At 71.0% G+C, this 13967-nt stretch carries 15 protein-coding genes; 7 read left to right on the top strand and 8 right to left on the bottom strand.

All coding sequences use genetic code 11. The annotated features are described in order from the left end of the window. Nucleotides 1-31: 31 nt before the first annotated feature. The 3 genes from FYW99_RS11985 to FYW99_RS11975 all read left to right on the top strand — a co-directional run bounded on the left by FYW99_RS11985 (nucleotide 32) and on the right by FYW99_RS11975 (nucleotide 1865). Nucleotides 32-514: a GNAT family N-acetyltransferase gene (locus FYW99_RS11985; RefSeq protein ID WP_150252065.1), complete on the top strand. Its 483-nt coding sequence runs from the start codon at nucleotides 32-34 to the stop codon at nucleotides 512-514. A 125-nt stretch (nucleotides 515-639) separates the two neighbouring features. After that, the gene (locus tag FYW99_RS11980; RefSeq protein WP_013154696.1) at nucleotides 640-1065 is read left to right on the top strand and encodes an ATP-binding protein; all 426 of its coding nucleotides are present in this window, start codon (nucleotides 640-642) and stop codon (nucleotides 1063-1065) included. Nucleotides 1066-1106: 41 nt separating this feature from the next. Then, on the top strand, nucleotides 1107-1865 hold the full coding sequence (locus FYW99_RS11975) for an RNA polymerase sigma factor SigF (RefSeq protein WP_061080583.1): 759 nt from the start codon (nucleotides 1107-1109) through the stop codon (nucleotides 1863-1865). 32 nt (nucleotides 1866-1897) lie between these two features. Here FYW99_RS11975 and FYW99_RS11970 read toward each other — a convergent pair whose 3' ends face one another. Further along, nucleotides 1898-2287 carry a hypothetical protein gene (locus FYW99_RS11970; protein ID WP_150252064.1) on the bottom strand — a complete coding sequence of 130 codons (390 nt, stop codon included), beginning with the start codon at nucleotides 2285-2287 and terminating at the stop codon, nucleotides 1898-1900. Between the two features lie 99 nt (nucleotides 2288-2386). On the opposite strand from FYW99_RS11970, the gene FYW99_RS11965 reads away from it, so the two are divergent. Together FYW99_RS11965 and FYW99_RS11960 are read left to right on the top strand one after the other, a co-directional pair. Continuing rightward, nucleotides 2387-3319 (top strand): diacylglycerol/lipid kinase family protein, encoded by a 933-nt coding sequence (locus FYW99_RS11965; protein ID WP_150252063.1) that lies wholly within the window; start codon nucleotides 2387-2389, stop codon nucleotides 3317-3319. Nucleotides 3320-3623: 304 nt separating this feature from the next. After that, a complete protein-coding gene (locus tag FYW99_RS11960) occupies nucleotides 3624-3881 on the top strand; it encodes a WhiB family transcriptional regulator (RefSeq protein ID WP_017567721.1) in 258 nt (85 codons plus the stop codon). Nucleotides 3882-4015: 134 nt separating this feature from the next. Here the strand turns inward: FYW99_RS11960 and FYW99_RS11955 are convergent, their stop codons facing one another. After that, nucleotides 4016-5560: a sensor histidine kinase gene (locus tag FYW99_RS11955; RefSeq protein WP_150252062.1), complete on the bottom strand. Its 1545-nt coding sequence runs from the start codon at nucleotides 5558-5560 to the stop codon at nucleotides 4016-4018. 144 nt (nucleotides 5561-5704) lie between these two features. Here FYW99_RS11955 and FYW99_RS11950 point away from each other — a divergent pair, with 144 nt between their 5' ends. Further along, nucleotides 5705-6445: a GntR family transcriptional regulator gene (locus tag FYW99_RS11950; RefSeq protein WP_013154702.1), complete on the top strand. Its 741-nt coding sequence runs from the start codon at nucleotides 5705-5707 to the stop codon at nucleotides 6443-6445. A 90-nt stretch (nucleotides 6446-6535) separates the two neighbouring features. On the opposite strand, the gene FYW99_RS11945 is transcribed toward FYW99_RS11950, so the two are convergent. The 4 genes from FYW99_RS11945 to FYW99_RS11930 form a co-directional block, all read right to left on the bottom strand. Beyond that, nucleotides 6536-7870, bottom strand: a complete 1335-nt coding sequence (locus FYW99_RS11945) for an HD-GYP domain-containing protein (protein ID WP_150252268.1) — start codon at nucleotides 7868-7870, stop codon at nucleotides 6536-6538. After that, on the bottom strand, nucleotides 7870-9279 hold the full coding sequence (locus FYW99_RS11940) for an HD-GYP domain-containing protein (protein WP_150252061.1): 1410 nt from the start codon (nucleotides 9277-9279) through the stop codon (nucleotides 7870-7872). Before FYW99_RS11940 ends, FYW99_RS11945 begins: the two co-directional genes overlap by 1 nt. An 842-nt stretch (nucleotides 9280-10121) precedes the next feature. Beyond that, the gene (rsrA, locus tag FYW99_RS11935; protein ID WP_017567728.1) at nucleotides 10122-10430 is read right to left on the bottom strand and encodes a mycothiol system anti-sigma-R factor; all 309 of its coding nucleotides are present in this window, start codon (nucleotides 10428-10430) and stop codon (nucleotides 10122-10124) included. After that, nucleotides 10427-11143, bottom strand: a complete 717-nt coding sequence (locus FYW99_RS11930) for a sigma-70 family RNA polymerase sigma factor (protein ID WP_150252060.1) — start codon at nucleotides 11141-11143, stop codon at nucleotides 10427-10429. Before FYW99_RS11930 ends, rsrA begins: the two co-directional genes overlap by 4 nt. 313 nt (nucleotides 11144-11456) lie before the next feature. On the opposite strand from FYW99_RS11930, the gene FYW99_RS11925 reads away from it, so the two are divergent. Continuing rightward, a complete protein-coding gene (locus FYW99_RS11925) occupies nucleotides 11457-12278 on the top strand; it encodes a methyltransferase domain-containing protein (RefSeq protein ID WP_150252059.1) in 822 nt (273 codons plus the stop codon). Between the two features lie 43 nt (nucleotides 12279-12321). On the opposite strand, the gene FYW99_RS11920 is transcribed toward FYW99_RS11925, so the two are convergent. Together FYW99_RS11920 and FYW99_RS11915 are read right to left on the bottom strand one after the other, a co-directional pair. Beyond that, on the bottom strand, nucleotides 12322-12939 hold the full coding sequence (locus FYW99_RS11920) for a TetR/AcrR family transcriptional regulator (RefSeq protein WP_150252058.1): 618 nt from the start codon (nucleotides 12937-12939) through the stop codon (nucleotides 12322-12324). Between the two features lie 179 nt (nucleotides 12940-13118). Then, nucleotides 13119-13943: a tyrosine-protein phosphatase gene (locus tag FYW99_RS11915; protein ID WP_150252057.1), complete on the bottom strand. Its 825-nt coding sequence runs from the start codon at nucleotides 13941-13943 to the stop codon at nucleotides 13119-13121. Nucleotides 13944-13967 lie beyond the last annotated feature (24 nt).

Raw genomic sequence — 13967 nt, 5'->3', positions numbered from 1 at the left:
CGTGTCCCCGCCGCGCGCCCGAGGTGGTCCGATGATCCGTCCCGCACGTCCCGACGACGTTCCCGTCATCCACGCCCTGGTCCGCGAGCTCGCCGAGTACGAGAAGGAGCCGGACGCGGTCGTGGCCACCGAGCAGGACCTGCGCACCGCCCTCTTCGGCCCGGACGCGGCGGTGTTCGCGCACGTCGCCCAGGAGGACGGGGACGGCCAGGTCGTCGGGTTCGCGCTGTGGTTCCGCAACTACTCCACCTGGACCGGCAGGCACGGCGTGTACCTGGAGGACCTGTACGTGCGCCCGCAGGCGCGCGGACGGGGCCACGGCCTGGCCCTGCTGCGGACCCTGGCGCGGATCTGCGTCGAACGGGGCTACACCCGGCTGGAGTGGTCGGTGCTCGACTGGAACGAGCCCTCGATACGGTTCTACGAGTCCCTGGGCTCACGCCCCATGGACGGGTGGACGGTCCGCCGCCTGGACGGCGGCGCGCTGGAAGCACTGGGCTCGGAGGGCCCCTGAGACCGGCCGTCCGTCCCGCTTTTCGCCCCGGATCGTATGGACACGATCCGTTCGCCCTGCGTCAGTGGCAGGGTAAACCAGATACATTGCTCTCAAGCGGCAACCCCGCCCCCCGAAGGAGGGACGTGACCGAAGAAACCGCTGTGCCCACGGCCGACGCCATCGGCGTCCGGGACGCTGTCACCGTCAACATGCCCGCGGACAGCGCCTACTTGTCCGTTCTGCGGACGGCGACGGCGGGTCTGGCCGCGCGACTGGACTTCACCCTCGACGAGATCGAGGACCTGAGGATCGGTGTCGACGAGGCCTGCGCCATGCTCCTCTCCCAGGCGCTGCCCGGCACGGAACTGACCACGGAATTCGAACTCACCCCCGACGGGATGCGCATCTCCGTCTCGGTGCTCACCGCGGACGGGCGCCTTCCCGCCCGCGACACCTTCGCCTGGACCGTCCTGTCCGCCCTCGCGGGAGAGGTCGACGCGGGGGTCGGACCGGACGACCGTGTCCACATCGTCCTGTACAAACGCCGCGGAACACTGGAGTCGGCGTGAGCGAGAGGGGGCCCGCTCTGACAGCGAAGACCGAGCACGCGGTGCCCGACAGGGCCCGCGCGAGAGAGTTGTTCGAGCGCCTCGGCGAACTCGAGGCGGACTCCGAGGAGCGTCGGCGGATCCGCGACGAGCTGGTGGAGCTCCACCTGCCCTTGGTGGAGTACCTGGCCCGCCGCTTCCGCAACCGCGGCGAGTGGCTGGACGACCTCACCCAGGTGGCCACGATCGGACTGATCAAGTCCATCGACCGGTTCGACCTGGAGCGCGGGGTGGAGTTCTCCACCTACGCCACCCCCACCATCGTCGGTGAGATCAAGCGGCACTTCCGCGACAAGGGCTGGGCGGTGCGGGTCCCCCGTCGCCTCCAGGAGCTGAAGCTCTCGCTCACCAAGGCGGTCAGCGACCTGTCGCAGCGGGAGGGGCGCTCCCCGACCGTCGCCGAGCTCGCGGCGCACCTCCAGATGACCGAGGAGGAGGTGCTGGAGGGCCTGGAGTCCGCCAACGCCTACTCGACGGTGTCGCTGGACGCGCCCGACAGCGGGGACGAGGACGCGCCCGCGGTGGCCGACTCACTGGGCATCGTGGACGAGTCCCTGGAGGGCGTGGAGTACCGGGAGTCGCTCAAGCCGCTCCTGGAACAGCTTCCGCCCCGGGAGAAGCGCATCCTGCTGCTGCGCTTCTTCGGCAACATGACGCAGTCGCAGATCGCCCAGGAGCTGGGGATCTCGCAGATGCACGTGTCCCGTCTGCTGGCCCGCACCCTGGCGCAGCTGCGTCAGGCGCTGACCACCGACGACTGACACGCGAGCGGTCGCCGTGGGCGGCCGCGGCGCTACTTCCCCCGCTCGTCGGGGAAGAGCGCCGCGGTCGTCGGCGGCGAGAGCACCGCCGCTGAGGCGCACACCGCCACGACCGCGAGCACCGCGCCCAACGCGTACTGGTCACTGGTGAACATGTAGTAGGCCACCACCGCCAGGAAGAGCTGGGTGACGAACACCGGCGTGCGCGCCCAGTCCCGCAGCTGCCAGAGCCCGCGCGCGACGAAGACCAGCAGTGCGCCCGCGCCCAGTCCCAGGGCGGTCAGGGGGATCGCGCTGGTCAGGTCGCTGGCCCGGCCGGTGACCGCGGTGAAGAGGCTGTAGGCCCCGCTGACCGCGGCGGCCAGCCCGATCAGGGCCTCCAGGGCGGCGGCGATGACGATGGTGACGGGACGTGAAGACACCTGACGAGCCTATACGCGCTCCGGGGCTCCCTCCCCTCGGCCCCGGCTTCGCACCCGTGGCGAAGCGGAGGTCCCGGCGCCACACCCTAGACTGGCGTGGTGCGCGCCCTTCTCATCATGAACCCCCAGGCCACCACGACCACGTCCCACACGCGCGAGGTGATCATGGGCGCCCTGGCGTCGGAGCTGGACGTCACCGTGTCCGAGACCGAGTACCGCGACCACGCGGGCGAGCTGGCCCGCGAGGCGGCCGAGAACGGGTATGAGCTGGTACTGAGCCTGGGCGGCGACGGCACCGTCAACGAGGTGGTCAACGGCCTCCTGTCCACCCCAGAGGAGCTCAGGCGCCCCCGCTACGCGGTGATCCCCGGCGGCAGCGCCAACGTCTTCATCCGCGCCCTGGGCGTGCCCGGCGACCCTGTGGAGGCCACCGGTCTGGTGCTGGAGGCGGTCCGCGAGGGCCGCGAGCGCGAGATCAACCTCGGCCGGATCACCAGCGATCAGGACGACCGCTACTTCACTTTCTGTGCTGGTTTCGGCTGGGACGCCGACGTGGTCCAGCAGGTGGAGAACGAGCGCGCCAACGGCCGCAGGGCCACTCCGGCGCTGTACGCGGAAGTGGCGGTAAAGCTGTTCTTCCAGGGGGATATCCGCGATCCGTCACTAAGCGTGGTCAGCCACGGAAGGTCCCTTGTGGGGGCGTATTTCGCGCTCGTCACCAACACCACACCCTGGACCTACGCGGGGGCGCTGCCGCTTCAGCCGACCCCGTCCTCACGTTTCGAGCTGGGCCTGGACGCTTTCGCGCTGACGCACTCCTCGCACGCGCTCACGGGGTGGATCCTTTCCCAAATGTTCTTCCCCAAAGGCCTTCCCGCACGTGGGGACGGCTACGTGACGTGGCATGACCAGGACTCTCTCCAGATCACGTCATCCCACCCCAGGGCCTTCCAAATCGACGGTGAATACCTGGGAGACCGCGAACAGGTCAACTTCCACTCTGTACCGAAGGCATTACGAATCGTCTGTTAATTACGCCGAAAGACGCCATTCCGAGCCACTGTGACGCACCCGACACGCCGAACAGGACCTTTGGCCTCGGCAGCTCTTGCATGGGCCGATCGATCCTGTCACGCTCAAGATATCGCCGCGAGTTACAGGCGAGTTAATTGGGGCGCTTCCCACATGGCCGTGGGATGAAACCTTGACGGCCCTCGGCCCGAACACCCTTCCGATGGAACCCATCCATCGGGCGCCCTTCGCCCGTTACGGACGCGCACAAGATCGTGAAAAGCTTCACAAGCCCCCGATCGCCTCACCGTGAGGAGTGGACCGCATGGACTGGCGCCATGACGCAGCCTGCCGTGACGAAGACCCCGAACTCTTCTTCCCCATCGGGAACTTCGGCCCCGCACTGATCCAGATCGAGGAGGCCAAGGCGGTCTGCAACCGCTGTCCGGTCAGCTCGGCCTGTCTGCGCTGGGCCCTGGAGAGCGGCCAGGACGGCGGTGTCTGGGGCGGTACCAGTGAGGACGAGCGCCGCGTGCTCAAGAAGCGCCGCGGCAGCGCGTACCGCACCATGGTCCGCAGCTGAGGTCCTCCGCACGGAAGGGTCCCGAGGAGTCCCCGCTCGGCGCGGCGGGGACCGGCGCCCGGGGCCGTCGCGGCCGGTATCCCTCCGGGACCCCTCGGGGCGGCCCCCGCGCGTGATCCGCGCGAGCCCCCGCCTCAGGGCAGCTCCCCCTCCTCGTGCTCCAGCGACAGGGTGATTGCCACCTCGGTTCCGCCGCTCTCCTTGGGCTTGATCGCCAGGGTCCCCCCCAGCTCGCCCACGATGAGGGTCCGCACGATCTGGAGGCCCAGGCTCGTGGTGCCCTCCAGGTCGAAGTCCTCGGGCAGTCCCCCGCCGTCGTCGGAGACGGCCAGCTCCAGACTGCTCGGCCCCGGATAGCCCGGCTCCGCGTCGAACCGGCGCACCCGCACCTCGATCCGCCCCGGCCCCTGCCCCAGGCCGTGCTCCACGGCGTTCTGCACCAGTTCCGCCAGGACCATCGACAGCGGCGTCGCCACCAGCGCGTTCAACAGGCCGAACCCGCCGATCCGGCGCGGCACCACCGCGGTGCCCGTGGAGGAGACCTCCGCCGCCATCTGGATCACCCGGTCGGCGATGTCGTCGAAGTCCACCACCTCGTCGGGGGTGTGCGAGAGCATCTCGTGCACGATCGCGATGGACCCGACCCTGCCCACCGCCTCGTCCAGCGCCGCCCGCGCCTCGGGCACGTCCAGGCGCCGCGCCTGGAGGCGCAGCAGGGCAGCCACCGTCTGGAGGTTGTTCTTCACCCGGTGGTGGATCTCCCGGATGGTGGCGTCCTTGGTCATCAGCTCGCGCTCGCGGCGGCGCAGCTCGGTGACGTCGCGCACCATCACCAGGGCGCCGATGCGCACCCCGTCGATGACCAGCGGGATGGCGCGCAGCTGCACGGTGACCCCGCGCGCGTCCACCTCGGCCTCCTGCGGCGCCCGACCGCTCGCCGTGTAGGTCAGCGCCTCGTCGCGCGCCTCCCCCGGGGCCGCCAGCTCCAGCGTGGTGCGGTCCAGGCGCGCACCCACCAGGTCGGCGGTCAGGCCGAGCCTGCGGTAGGCCGACAGCGCGTTGGGGCTGGCGTAGACCACCTCTCCGTTCTGGTCCAGGCGCAGCAGTCCGTCGCCGACCCTGGGCGAGCGCACCATCAGGGGGCCCTGGTCGCTGAACGGGAACGCGCCCTCGGCGATCATCTGGGCCAGGTCGCCCGCGCTCTGGAGGTAGGTCAGCTCCAGGCGGCTGGGCGTGCGCGCCGAGCTGAGGTTGGTGCTGCGCTGGATGACCCCGATGAGGTTGCCCTGGCGGCGCACCGGAATGGTCTCCTCGCGCACCGGGACGCCGCCCGACCAGTCCGGGTCGCCGTCGCGGCAGATGCGCCCCTCCTCCCAGGCGCGGTCGATGAGGGCCCTGCGCCCGATCACGCGCGGCGCCGAGCGGGACGTGACATCGGTCATGTCGTCGCGCAGGACGGTCTCGACCAGGTCGTCCTGGAAGGCGGTGGGTCCGGTGGTGGGACGCATCTGGGCGATGGCCACCCAGCCGTCGTCCTCGCGCAGACGCACCCACAGCACGAGATCCGCGAAGGACAGGTCCGCCAGGAGCTGCCAGTCCGAGACCAGGGAGTGGAACCACTCCAGATCGGCCTGCTTGAGTGACGTGTGTCGCCAGATGAGATCACTGAGGTGAGGCACTCACAAATCATCCCATGAAGGCGTGCATACTCAAGAGGTACGCACTCGACCAGTGGTCCACACCAATCGGCGGCCGCGACCCCCGCCGTGCCGACCACACCGGGAGGGTTGTGCGGCAAGCGCGGGACTCGGCGAAGGAGACTGATGACTGGTCAGCGCACACTGGACGGCAACCCCCGGGTGCCGAAGTACTACCAGGTGAAGAAGCAGCTCCTGGAACTGATCGAGGCGATGCCCGCGGGCAACCCGGTCCCCCCGGAGCGTGCCCTGGCGACCCAGTTCGGCACCTCGCGGACCACCGTGCGCCAGGCGCTCACCGAGATGGTGGTCGAGGGCCGCCTGCTGCGCATCCAGGGCAAGGGCACCTTCGTTGCCAAGCCGAAGGTGGCACAGGTCCTGCAACTGACCAGCTACACCCAGGAGATGCGCGCGCACGGCCTGCACCCCGCCACGCGGATCCTGGACGTGAGCTACATCAACGCCGACGACCAGCTCGCCGAACTGCTGGCCATCCGCTCCGGCGGGCGCGTGCTGCGCATCGAGCGGCTGCGGCTGGCCAACGGAGAGCCGATGGCCGTGGAGACGGCCCACCTGGCCGCACGGCGCTTCCCGGGACTGCGTCGGCAGCTGGACCGCTACGCGTCGCTCTACGAGGCTCTGGCGAGCGCCTACGACGTCTCCCTGGCCGAGGCGGAGGCCTCGATCGAGACCGTCCTGGCCACGCCCAACGAGGCGCGGCTGCTGGGCGTGGACGTGGGCCTGCCGCTGGTGCTGCACTGCCAGCACAGCTTCGACGGCGACGGGCACCCGGTGGAGTGGGTGCGCTCGCTCTACCGGGGCGACCGGTACAAGTTCGTCACACGCCTGCGCCCGCCCCGGGACTGACCGGCCGCCGGGTGGCCGGGACACGCCCCGTGCCCGGCCACCGCTTCGGCCGGAGCCGGGCCGGTGACGCCCCGCCGGACGCCCCGGGGGTCAGAGCCGGGAGAGCACCGTGGCCAGCGCGTCCACCACGCGGGGGTCGTACTCGCTGTCGGTGTCCATGCGCAGGCGCTCCAGGACCGCCGTGCGGCGCTCGGCGTCGCCGTTGTCGCCCACGAGGTCGTCGAAGGCGTTGGCCACCTTGATGATCCGGCTGCCCAGCGGCGGGACACCCTCGTCGCCGTCCCCGGCGAGGGGCTCGCACTGGCGGCGGACCGTCTCGGCCACGTTGTCCAGGACACCGGTCTCCCGGATGATCGCCGAACCCAGCTCGGCGATGCGCCGCTGCTCCCTCGGCGAGGCGAGCACGGTGGCGCCGCCCGCGATGGGCTCGCGCAGGGACAGCTGGCCGATGTCGTGCATCAGGGCGGCGTACTCCAGCTCCAGCAGCTCGGCCTCGGACAGGCCCAGCTCGCAGGCGATCCCGTGCGCCAGGTGGCTGACCCGGCGCGAGTGCCCGTTCTCCACGTAGCCGCCCACCTCGGTGACCCGCGACAGCGCCCGGACCGTCTCCAGGTAGGTCCGGCGCACCTCCGCGTGACGGCGGAAGGCCACCTGCGACACCAGCAGCGGGGCGATGAACACCAGCAGCCCGCCCAGGCCGGTCACCGTGCAGGCCAGCGCGATCAGCACGCCGCTGGAGCCGATCGCGGCACCGGTGGCGAACTGGGCGCGCAGCTCGTCGCGGACCGCGACGGAGGGACTGGTGCGCAGGCGCTCGGCCCGCAGCACCGCCGCCAGCAGGGAGTCCACCACCCAGACGAGCATGACCAGCGCCGCCATCAGCAGCGTGGCCGTCACCGAGGGGCCCGACAGGTGGAGCTGGTCGGCCAGCGGCCGGAAGGCGATCGCGAGCGCCGCCGCGAAGAGCACCCTGCGGGCCACGTCCTCCACCCGGGGGCTGCGGCCCACGGCGATGTGCGGCAGCTCGCCCAGTGCCACGCCCAGGGCGACCACCGCCACCACCTGCCAGGCGGAGTGGTGCAGCGGCCCGGAACCCAGCGACAGCAGGAACGCGTAGCTGATCGCGCCGGCCGAGGCGATGGGAGCCACCTCCCGGTGGCCCGGCAGGGTGATCCGTGCCAGCTCACCGGCCGCGACGACCAGGCAGAACGCCAGCGCCACGTGCGGTTCCACGACCCCGGTCGAGGCCGTCCACACCAGCGCGGCCAGGGCGCCTGAGCCCACCGTGCCGACCAGCGCCGCGCGCACCGGACGGGAGGTCCGCCAGATCGGCCCGCGCGGGCGCTGGTGGTTGAGGACCCCGCCCTCGGGGCCGCCCAGTACGAGTCCGGACGACCGGGCCCCGTCCGACTGTCTCTGCGTCATCATCGTTCACGCCCGCCCGTCACTGCCTCGGCGGAGGCCGCGGCGTCCGCGGAGGCGGCCTCGTCGGCCGCCGCCCCTGCGGAGGAGGGCTCCCCGGCGGCGCGCTCCTCGGCGTGCGCGTCGGCGGACACCTCCTCCGGTCCACCGGCGCGGCCGGACCCCTCCACGGAGCGCTCGGCCGCATCCGACCCGTAGCAGCCGCCCGGCGGCTCGGCGATGTCGGGTGTCTCCCAGCCCTCGCGTTCGACGGCGCGCACGAGCGCCTCGACCATCCTGGGGTCGAACTGGGTCCCGGCGCAGGCGCGCAGCTCGGCGATGGCGTCCTCCACCGACCACGCCCTGCGGTAGGAGCGCGTGGAGGTCAGGCAGTCGAAGACGTCGGCGACGCTGATGACGCGCGCGGACTCGGGGATCTCCATCCCGACCAGACCCATGGGGTACCCGCGCCCGTCCAGGCGCTCGTGGTGGTGCCGGATCCCGGCCAGCGCCTCGTCCAGGAAGCTGATCTCCCGCACGATCTCGTAGCCGCGCGTGGGATGCAGCTTGATGGCCGCGTACTCGTCGTCGGTGAGCTTGCCGGTCTTCTGCAACACCTTGGTGGGCACTCCGAGCTTGCCGATGTCGTGCAGCATCCCGGCGTAGCGGATCTTCTGCACCCGGTCAGCGGGCATACCCAGCTCCCGGGCGATCATGGCGGCGCCCTCCGCCACGCGCATGCAGTGGCCCCGGGTGTAGTAGTCCTTGGTCTCCACCGCCTGGCACAGGGTGGCCAGGGTGGCCTCGTGCGCGCGGGCCTCGTCCAGCTGCTGGGCGAAGGTCCAGCGCGCGATGAACAGCGGGAGCAGCACCAGCAGCGGCGCGATGAGGCCGACCCCGCCCCAGACCGCGGCGATGGCCAGGCCGAGCATCTGGTAGCCCATGGAGGACAGCTCCACCCCCACCAGCGGTCGCCAGTCGAACCGGCCCCGCGAACCGCCGGGGCGCACCACGCCCAGGGTCCACATCAGGACGGCCACGAGCGCCGAGTTGACCAGGGAGTGGGTCAGGACGGCGGCGACGTAGGGGAGGACGATGGCCGGGAAGTCCTCCCGGCCGGGTTCTCCCACCGCCCCGCCGAGCAGAAGGTAGACGTGTCCGGCCGCGTAGGCCGCCAGTGCGAACTGTGCTCCGTTGAACGCCCTCTTGACGAGGTTCTGCCTGCGGATGGCGAGGCAGGAGGCGAAACCGACCACCGCCGCCCCGACCGGCCCGACCAGGACGACGGCGGCCAGGGAGACCGCCGAACTCGGCGAGATCCCCGCCTTGACGCCCGTCAGGACCGCCGTACTGATCGACTCCGCGACCACGAAGAGAATCGCGATCAGGATCAGTGTGTGCAGATCCAGGCCCGTGTAGGGACCGATGAGCATGATGGTGACAGCACTGACAACGATGATTCCGACGTAGACACGCGCGCCCCCAGGAAGAGCCCGCACCCCCGTTCACCCCCCGCCGACGACGACCGGACTGTCATGGTTTCACCGGTTCTGTTCTACCACCAGGACCATCCGTTGAAGGCGGTTACCACCCAAAGAACACCCATCACCGCGTGGAGCATGCCGACGAACATCGTTGTCCCCTCTCCCCCGACGCGCGCGCACCGCCGTTTTTCCCGGGCACGCCGCGTAAATTACCCCATTCGTTGGATATGGCGTCCAGTTTAACGGGCAACGACAGCGCCCCGATTACCCCCAACCCGAACTACTGCCATCGCACCCCTTCTCCCTGGCACCAAGTTCCGGAATATGGAATTACGAATTCAATTAGTGGTGCGCTCCGATCACCCTACGTAACCGCACCCCCTGATCCGCGGACGCACGAAGATCCACCGCACGGGCAGTTGCCCCAGCCACCACCAACCGAAGCCACCAGGCATGACTACCCCAGGTAACCACGCGAAACGGCCTCTGGAGCCGGGAGAAAAATCATTCCGAGTCGGTCACGACCAGGAACGGCCCGGGCGTGCCGGGCGTGTCGGGGGAGGAGCCGGGAAGGCGGCCGGGAAGCGCCTGACCAAAAACCCGACAGGCACGGGGAATACGGCACGACATTCCCACAAAGGCGCATAAAAGTAACACACCACTTCAGAGCGCACTAATAACGGAACAGGGCACAAAGTCCAACAAAAAGGCGGCGGAAGCTGGAATTCCAGCTTCCGCCACCAGGTGTGCCAGGTTTGGTTGTATAACGGGCGCGGTCGGACTCGGTCCCCTCAGGAGGGTGTGCCGGGGGTTTCCACGCGCGCCTCCCGGGCCAGCTGCTCGGTGCGCGCCCGGGCCAGGCGGCTGAGCACCTTGTCCCTCAGGTCCATCGGCACCGGATCACAGCCGCAGTGCTTGGCCACGAGCTTCTTCACCGCCTCCTCGAGCCCGTACTCGTCGAGGCAGGGCCCGCACCCGTCCAGGTGCTCGCGGACCTGCTCGTAGTTGCCCTCCTCAAGCTCGCCGTCGATGTAGGTGTAGAGCTTGTCGAGCACCTCGCTGCACGGGGTGTCGCTGTGTTCGCCGTGGCCGCCGCTCATTGCCGGTCTCCTCGATCCGAGACGTCCTGTCCCCGTCCGCGCGGGGACGACCCCGAGGCGACCGCGCCGGCCTCGGCCGCCGCCCTCGCCGGCAGGAACCCCCGCTCCACCGCGTACTCCTCCAGCATCGACCTGAGCTGGCGGCGCCCGCGGTGCAGCCGGGACATGACCGTCCCGATGGGCGTCCCCATGATCTCGGCGACCTCCTTGTACGCGAAGCCCTCGACGTCGGCGAGGTACACCGCGATCCGGAAGTCCTCGGGCAGCTCCTGGAGCGCCCGCTTGACGTCGGTGTCGGGGAGGTGTTCGAGCGCCTCGGCCTCAGCGGACTTCAGACCCGCCGCGGTGTGCGACGCGGCCTGGGCCAGCTGCCAGTCCTCGACGTCCTCGGTCCCCGCCTGTTTCGGTTCGCGCTGCTTCTTGCGGTAGGAGTTGATGAAGGTGTTGGTGAGGATGCGGTAGAGCCATGCCTTGAGGTTCGTCCCCTGTCTGAACTGGTGGAACGAACCGAACGCCTTGGCGAAGGTCTCCTGTACGAGATCCTCCGCGTCGGCGGGGTTACGGGTCATCCGCAGCGCCGCGGAGTAGAGCTGGTCGAGGAAGGGAAGCACGTCCCTCTCGAAGCGCTCTTCCCGTTCCTCGGCTGTCTCCTGCTCCTGGCCCTGTTCCAAGCCCGTCGGCCTCCTCGCGCTGGTCCCGGTTGGGGCGTCCATACCCCAACGATACGGTCCCGTGGCGTGGACCCGCGCATCGGCGCCGCGTGGCGCCGTCGCCGTCTCCTCGCGCTCCAGGCACGTCGCGGCTGTCGGCATGGTCTGTCGGCCCTCCCCGGATACTCGCGTGTGGCGTGCCCGGACGATCTGGCCTCCGGACGCGGTGTAGGGGAGAACAACGCTTCGCGCGAGCTGATTCCGCGCCGCACGGGGACGAAGGTCCCCTCCCTGGGCGAACTTTGTCGTTTACCTCCGTCGCCGGAGGTGAGGCATGGCAGAGTGCGGGTAGGACACACTGGAGAATGGGAGAGGAGTGCACGTGCGACCGTCCCCGACCCCGGCCTCCGACCGCCCCCGGTCGACGGCGGCCCAGTTCGCCACTCCCGACCGCCTGTCGGACTACTGGCGGTTCTACTGGGCGGTCGCCGAGGCGCAGGTCGCCCGGTGGCTCCCCGACTCCCCCTCCCTGCTGCTCGACCTCTCCGGCGCGGACTACCAGGGCGCCCCGCGCGCCGTGGCCGCCGGACACGACGTGGTCACCCTGCTGCCCTCGGTGGACGTGGCCGTGCGCCGCCCGCTGACCCTGGTGAACGGGCGCGCGATGGTGCCCCGGCCGGCCCGGCGCGGACGGCTGCGCCACGTGGTGGGCGACTCCGCCTTCCTGCGCAGCTTCGCCCCGGACTCCTTCGACGGGGTCATCGCCGACAACCGGGTGCTGTCCAGGCACCTGGCCACCGAGGAGGCCCTGGCGCGGGTCAGCCGGGTGCTGCGCCCGGGGGGCCGTGCCCTGCTGTGCGTGGACTCGGTGGTGCTGGGCATGGCGATGCTGGCCGAGCAGGACCGCTGGCCCGAGCTGAGCCACGCGCCCAACGCGGACGTGCTCCTGGTGCCCTGGCCGGACGGCTCCATCACGCGGTGCTTCACAGCCGAGCAGCTCACCGAGGCTCTCACCGACGCCGGTCTGGAGCTGGAGTGGGTCAAGCCCCGCACGGTGCTGTCCGCCTCCACGGTGGAGATGATGCTGGCGCGCGACCCGAGGTCGATGGGACGCCTGGTGGAGATGGAACTGCGCGCCACGGAGTCCGACGACTACGTGGGCGTGCACCTGGTGGCGAGCGCGCGCAAGCCCGGTTAGGGCGCGTTCGGCGAGCGTCCCCGCGGAGCCCGCCGGGCGCGCCTCAGTCCGTCCCCTCGGCGGGGGAGCGCTCCTCTCCGTGGACACCCAGGAGCAGGCGCACGGCACGGCGCATCCGGTCGAGGTAGCGTCCGTCGTCGGGTCGGACGAACATCTGGTAGTACGCCACCCCCGCGATGAGCTCGGCGAGGGTCTCCACATCGGTGTCCGCGGGCAGCCCTCCCCGGCGCGCCTCCGCGCGCAACCGGGCCATGAGCGGCTCCCGGCGCGGGCGGATGTACCTCTCCCAGTACACACGGCGCAGCTCGGGGTTGCTCAGCGCCTGGATCAGCCGTGTGCGGACCAGCCGGTGGGTCCGCGGGTCGTCGTCCACCGCCTCGGGCCCGAACCAGGGTTCGAGGTCGGCCAGCAGGTCTCCGGTGTCGGCGATGCGCGGCGTCTCGCGCACGCTGTCCAGGGCCTCGGCGATCAGCTCCTCCCGTGATTCCCAGCGCCGGTAGAGGGTGGCGCGGGCGACCCCGGCCCGGTCGGTGATCGCGGCGACCGTCACCCTGCCCGGGTCCTCGTGTTCGAGCAGCAGTTCGACCGTCGCGTCCAGCAGCACGCGTCCGGCGGCCTCCTCGCGGGGGCGTCCCGGGCCGCGTGCGGGCTGCGTGGGCATGGGTTTCCTCAGTGTCTCGGTGTCCTTCCCGGGAGCGTCCCGGGTCCTTCGTCCGGCGGCGCGGACCGGCACGCCGCGCCGCGGCCGCAGGGCTCGCACACGGCGCCGGGTCCGGGGCCGGGAGGGGTCGGCGCCCCTCCCGGGCCGAACCGCAGGACTCTACCGGACCTCGGTGTCGGTCAGGCGTCCTGCACGAGACGTCCGCGCAAGCGCTGGACGACGTCCCCGTCCAACCCGGCGGCGCGCAGCCCGCCCAGCGGGTCGCCGTGCCGCCGGGTCATGGTCCTCCAGAAGGCGCGCATGGTCTCGGCGTCAGCGCGCATCATGGGGTTGCCCGGGGCCGCGGTGTCCGTTCCCAGCTCCGCCAGCAGCGGCCCCATCAGGTGTGCCAGGCGCCGGTTGATCCCCGGCATGGCGGCGTCGGTGCGGGCGTAGTCCTCGACGACCGCGTCCTCCCCTGCCCCGACCGCCCCCAGCAGCAGGGCCGCGAGGACCCCGGTGCGGTCCTTGCCCGCCGCGCAGTGGAAGACCGCGGGCCGGTCGGTGAACGCGAGGAGCGTGAGGATCGTGGCCAGGGACGCGGCGGAGCGGTCCGCCATGTCCGCGTAGAAGGCGGCGACCCCCTCCGGGGTGGTGGGCAGGCTCGCGAGGTCGCGCCCTCCGGGTGTCAGGTCCACGCTCAACGTGATGTGGTGGTAGTCCACGGTGTGCCCGGTGACCTCCCGGTCGGCGAACGGGCCCCTGCCGGTGGACGCGACCTCCCCGGGGGAGCGCAGGTCGATGAGGTGGCCGATGCCCCGCTCCCGGCACGCGGAGCGGACGAAGTCCGGGGTGGCGGTGGCCAGGTCGTCGCTGCGGAACACCAGGCCGGGGCGAATCCGGCCGCCGTGGACGGCGACGCCGCCCAGGTCGCGGAAGTTGACCGGGACGCTGGGCTCGACGGATACGGGGAGGTAGGGGGCCTCGGCGGGGAGGGCGGGTTTCTCGGGGCTTGTGGTGCTCATGGTGCTCCTGGTTCGAAGGGCGGG

This window comes from Nocardiopsis deserti (assembly GCF_008638355.1).
Classification (GTDB): Bacteria; Actinomycetota; Actinomycetes; order Streptosporangiales; family Streptosporangiaceae; genus Nocardiopsis; species Nocardiopsis alborubida.
The sequence above is the reverse complement of the archived record's forward strand: the minus strand, read 5'-3'. Positions and strand labels throughout refer to the sequence as shown.

Coding starts and splice junctions, on each gene's coding strand:
- FYW99_RS11985 (WP_150252065.1), top strand. CDS start 32: ATGATCCGTCCCGCACGTCCCGACGACGTTCCCGTCATCCACGCCCTG.
- FYW99_RS11960 (WP_017567721.1), top strand. CDS start 3,624: ATGGACTGGCGCCATGACGCAGCCTGCCGTGACGAAGACCCCGAACTC.
- FYW99_RS11950 (WP_013154702.1), top strand. CDS start 5,705: ATGACTGGTCAGCGCACACTGGACGGCAACCCCCGGGTGCCGAAGTAC.
- FYW99_RS11945 (WP_150252268.1), bottom strand. CDS start 7,870: ATGACGCAGAGACAGTCGGACGGGGCCCGGTCGTCCGGACTCGTACTG.
- FYW99_RS11940 (WP_150252061.1), bottom strand. CDS start 9,279: ATGCTCATCGGTCCCTACACGGGCCTGGATCTGCACACACTGATCCTG.
- rsrA (WP_017567728.1), bottom strand. CDS start 10,430: ATGAGCGGCGGCCACGGCGAACACAGCGACACCCCGTGCAGCGAGGTG.
- FYW99_RS11930 (WP_150252060.1), bottom strand. CDS start 11,143: ATGGACGCCCCAACCGGGACCAGCGCGAGGAGGCCGACGGGCTTGGAA.
- FYW99_RS11920 (WP_150252058.1), bottom strand. CDS start 12,939: ATGCCCACGCAGCCCGCACGCGGCCCGGGACGCCCCCGCGAGGAGGCC.
- FYW99_RS11915 (WP_150252057.1), bottom strand. CDS start 13,943: ATGAGCACCACAAGCCCCGAGAAACCCGCCCTCCCCGCCGAGGCCCCC.